The 3,655-nt window shown below is 39.1% G+C and carries 4 protein-coding genes and 1 pseudogene; 1 reads left to right on the top strand and 4 read right to left on the bottom strand.

The genetic code is table 11. The features are described from left to right. Positions 1–328: pseudogene (locus ACJMLZ_RS08745) on the bottom strand (ArsR family transcriptional regulator); the annotation flags it as partial. 241 nt (positions 329–569) lie between these two features. Here ACJMLZ_RS08745 and ACJMLZ_RS08740 point away from each other — a divergent pair. Beyond that, positions 570–1,022, top strand: a complete 453-nt coding sequence (locus ACJMLZ_RS08740) for a hypothetical protein (protein ID WP_405305238.1) — start codon at positions 570–572, stop codon at positions 1,020–1,022. A gap of 167 nt (positions 1,023–1,189) precedes the next feature. Here ACJMLZ_RS08740 and fen read toward each other — a convergent pair whose 3' ends face one another. From fen to ACJMLZ_RS08725, 3 genes are all read right to left on the bottom strand, one after another. Further along, positions 1,190–2,173 (bottom strand): flap endonuclease-1, encoded by a 984-nt coding sequence (fen, locus tag ACJMLZ_RS08735; protein WP_405305237.1) that lies wholly within the window; start codon positions 2,171–2,173, stop codon positions 1,190–1,192. Between the two features lie 9 nt (positions 2,174–2,182). Continuing rightward, entirely contained in the window at positions 2,183–2,743 is a 561-nt protein-coding gene (locus tag ACJMLZ_RS08730; RefSeq protein ID WP_405305236.1) for a chorismate--pyruvate lyase family protein, read from the bottom strand. A 9-nt stretch (positions 2,744–2,752) separates the two neighbouring features. Then, on the bottom strand, positions 2,753–3,655 hold a 903-nt coding region (locus ACJMLZ_RS08725; RefSeq protein ID WP_405305235.1), incomplete at its 5' end, for an aconitase/3-isopropylmalate dehydratase large subunit family protein.

Genomic DNA, 3,655 nt, shown 5'->3' with positions numbered 1-3,655 from the left:
GCTTATGCATATTTAGAAAATCATTATTTTTATTTAAAAAGTTCACGGATTTATTCAGATAAAATACATTTGTCAAAATCAGCTTGGAGGTATTAGTCAGATAATATAAGTCATTCTGATTCATGACATGACCTCGATCTTCTAAGCTTGAAACGTTTACAGAAATTGAGCTATAATTTAATCCGGTTTTTTCATGAATCTCTTTTAATGTTTGAGGGGATTTAAAAAGACAGTGTATGATTTTTAAACGGTTGTCTGAATTTGTCAAAAATTTAATTTCTTTTTGAATAGTATCAATTTTATCTAATTCATTTCCAGGCAATATCATCCCTCTTAATTAAGTTGACATATATGACTAATGTTAATATTCTATAGAAATTTATATAAAAAATTTTTTACACTATGTGGGGTTCCCAAAGGTCAAAAAATAACTACTTCAGACAAGACATTTTTCAAGTATCAATTGGCATGTTGAAATCTGCATACACAAAAGATTCATATATCTGATGGGTTAAAACAGAAATAACATTAACAATGGAACAATATATTAAATTTAAGGGGTGTTTGATATGAATAAGAAATGGACTATTCCACTCGTTATAGTGCTTGCAATATTGTTTGTATTGGTTGTTGCATATATAGATGACAATCCTGATGTAATTGACCATTCCGGTGAAAGGATGTCATTCAATGTTTCATCAGGCTCTTCTGAGTTGACTAAGGTTATCAAGAATATCAAAACTCTGCCCTATTATGAGGGATATGATGCCAAAACAGTTAAATGGATGGAATCCATGGGCAATAAGCAGGTTGTCTTTGGAGATGATGCGATTGTTATAATGGACGGTTTTGAGGCAATGAAAATTCCTTACGACGTGGACGTAACGGACGCATACGTCTATAATTATTTCACGGCAGAGGTAGTTGAAAATCATGGCCTTGGCGTTGGGCATACTACAGTATACTACGTAAAAAACGTCAAATTCACCGGCCAGGAAATTGTCGGCAATGGACTGGCATGATTTCATTTTAAAATAAGTGTTAACTAAAGTCAATGATTCCATAACGGGTGGTGAGGAATCATCGACCTGACCCAAACGTGTTTTATCTACAATAGGTTTGTGGTGGTGATTGCAGATATTATTTGGGCCAATTAAATTGTAAGTTTATTTTATTATTTAAGTCTTTTTTAAAACCATGCATCAAGGCTTCCCTGTGATGAACTTAGATTTTTAAGCTTGTCTGAGGCTTTAATCACACGGTCTTCAGAAAAGCCATGCTCGTAGCATAAAAACTCTATAATCTTGTCCTGTTTTGGCTTTTCCCATTTGATTTTATAATCGGTATTTACGTTATGGTTCAGGAAAATGTCTCGAACCTCATCCAGGTCATGGCTTGATTCCTTTTGAAGTTCAGCTATTTTTTCTTTCAATTGTCCTTTTTTAGCCAGTTTCAATGCGGTTTTTGCACCCACGCCCTTAAGACCTTCACAAAAATCGGTTCCAATCAGTATTCCCATATCCACCAGCTCTTCGCGGGTTATGTCCAGCTGCCTCAGCACTTTATCCAATTCATAGAATTCCAGGTTTCCAAGGTTTGAGCTGACGGCCAGGTTTCTGACGACCCTTTTAGCTCCAAACAAAAGACAATCGTAATCCTGTGATGCCACGGCATATGCATCCCCTTTTGAAACAAGATAGGCTGCCTGAGCTTCACCTTCCCCTTTGGCCTCAACATATGGAATTCCCATCAGTGTCAGTAGCTTTTTGGAGGATTCGATGATTTCAGGAGACAGTTTTGAGGATCTCATTGCATATTTTCTGGCCTTTTCGGTGTCTCCTTCGGCAAGCGCTTTTTTATATATCTTTTCAGATTCTTCCCTTATCTCTCTTCTTTTCGCTTGGGTTTCACTTTTAAGCTCTGGTGCGGTTCCATCAAAAATATAAATCGGTTTGATGTCCTTTTCAATCATTGATGAGTTTCTGTATAATATTCCGCTCAAATGTGATGTGATGTTGCCGTTTTCATCTGTCAGTGGCCTTCCGTCCCTTTGGCGTATTGTCGATAGGAATTGGTATAGAGTGTTAAATGCATCTATTGAAACGCTTCTTCCTTCCAAATCCTTGAAGCTTATGGTTTTCGGTTCCACAATGTCCTTTAATTTAACACCCATCCTATCACCTCATATCTCTGTAAAGTGGCTTATAGGGAACACTTCCTTAATCCACATCAAAATTTCATCGTTGTTTATAATAACGTAATCACGGGCAAGCATTTCCTCATCGGTGCCGAATATCTCCTTTAGCTTGTCGTTCGGCTCTTCGATATAGATGTGTCTGATTTCCCTTCTTGATTCGATATCATAGTTTTTCAATATTCTTCCTATCGGGATGTCAGCCCTAATCAAATCTGCACAAATGTTTTCACTGCATCTTGAAAGCGGAATGTGTGATATTGCATATATCAGAGGCTTATCTCCCCTGTGCATTATGACTTCCCTGAAGTTGATTTGCTCGCCTACAGGAACATTGACCAGCTTGGCATGTTCCTCATCGGCATTTTCGAAGTGCTGGTCAATTGTGGTTAGGGTAATCTTACCGTACAGCACATCCAGAATTGCCGTAATTGATCCGTCTGTTGTCAAAAGGATTTTTTGAGTATTTGAAAACTTTTTGTTGTTTTCCTTTTCCACATCGTTTATCTTGTCAATCAGTGCTTTGTTCGCTTCGTTTTTATCAGTCATTTTAACCAACTATAAGTCCTTTGGATTTGTGATTACGCCTGCAACTGCTGAGGCAGCAACCACTTTTGAGTTTGAAAGGTATACTGAAGAGGCGGGATCACCCATTCTTCCCTTGAAGTTTCTGTTTGTAGTTGAAATGCAGACTTCGCCTTCTGACAGTACTCCCATATGCCCTCCGAGACATGGTCCGCATCCCGGATTGCAGATAATTGCTCCGGCATCAATGAATGTTTCAATATATCCTTCATGTATTGCCTGCCTGTAGATTTCACGTGAGGCAGGTAGTATCAGCAATCTTATGTCCTTATTGATTTTTTTGCCTTCAAGGATTTCAGCGGCATCCCTTAAATCGGAAAGCCTTCCGTTTGTACATGAACCGATCAGGCATTGGTCAATTGCTGTGCCTTCGACTTTTGAGATGCCCTTTACATTGTCAACGTCATTTGGACATGCGATTTGCGGTTCCATGTCGGTAATGTCAAAGTGCATTTCCTTTTCGTAGGCAGCATCGCTGTCTGAAGTCACGATATTCAGTTGTGATTCTTTTTTGCCGGTTTTTTGGCAGATATAGTCAATAACTTCTCTGTTGGGTTCCATTATTCCATTTTTGGCACCCATCTCAATTGCCATATTGCACATGGTCGCCCTTCCTTCGACTCCCATTGCATCTATTGTCGGACCGCAGAACTCGGCGGTCTTGTATGTTGCACCTGCAATTCCGACTTCACCTATGATATTTAAAATCAGGTCCTTTGGAGCTATATACGGATTGAATTCACCTTCAATCTCCATCCTGATGGCTTCAGGCACCATGAACCAGGTTTTCCCGGTTGCCCAAACCATTGCAAGATCAGTTGCCCCCATACCTGTGGAAAATGCTCCGAAAGCACCGTAGGTACATGTGTGTGAATC

It is taken from the genome of Methanobrevibacter sp. (assembly GCF_045126245.1).
Taxonomy (GTDB): domain Archaea; phylum Methanobacteriota; class Methanobacteria; order Methanobacteriales; family Methanobacteriaceae; genus Methanocatella.
Note: the sequence above shows the minus strand (reverse complement) of the source record. Positions and strands in the feature narration are given on the sequence as shown.

Coding starts and splice junctions, on each gene's coding strand:
- ACJMLZ_RS08740 (WP_405305238.1), top strand. CDS start 570: ATGAATAAGAAATGGACTATTCCACTCGTTATAGTGCTTGCAATATTG.
- fen (WP_405305237.1), bottom strand. CDS start 2,173: ATGGGTGTTAAATTAAAGGACATTGTGGAACCGAAAACCATAAGCTTC.
- ACJMLZ_RS08730 (WP_405305236.1), bottom strand. CDS start 2,743: ATGACTGATAAAAACGAAGCGAACAAAGCACTGATTGACAAGATAAAC.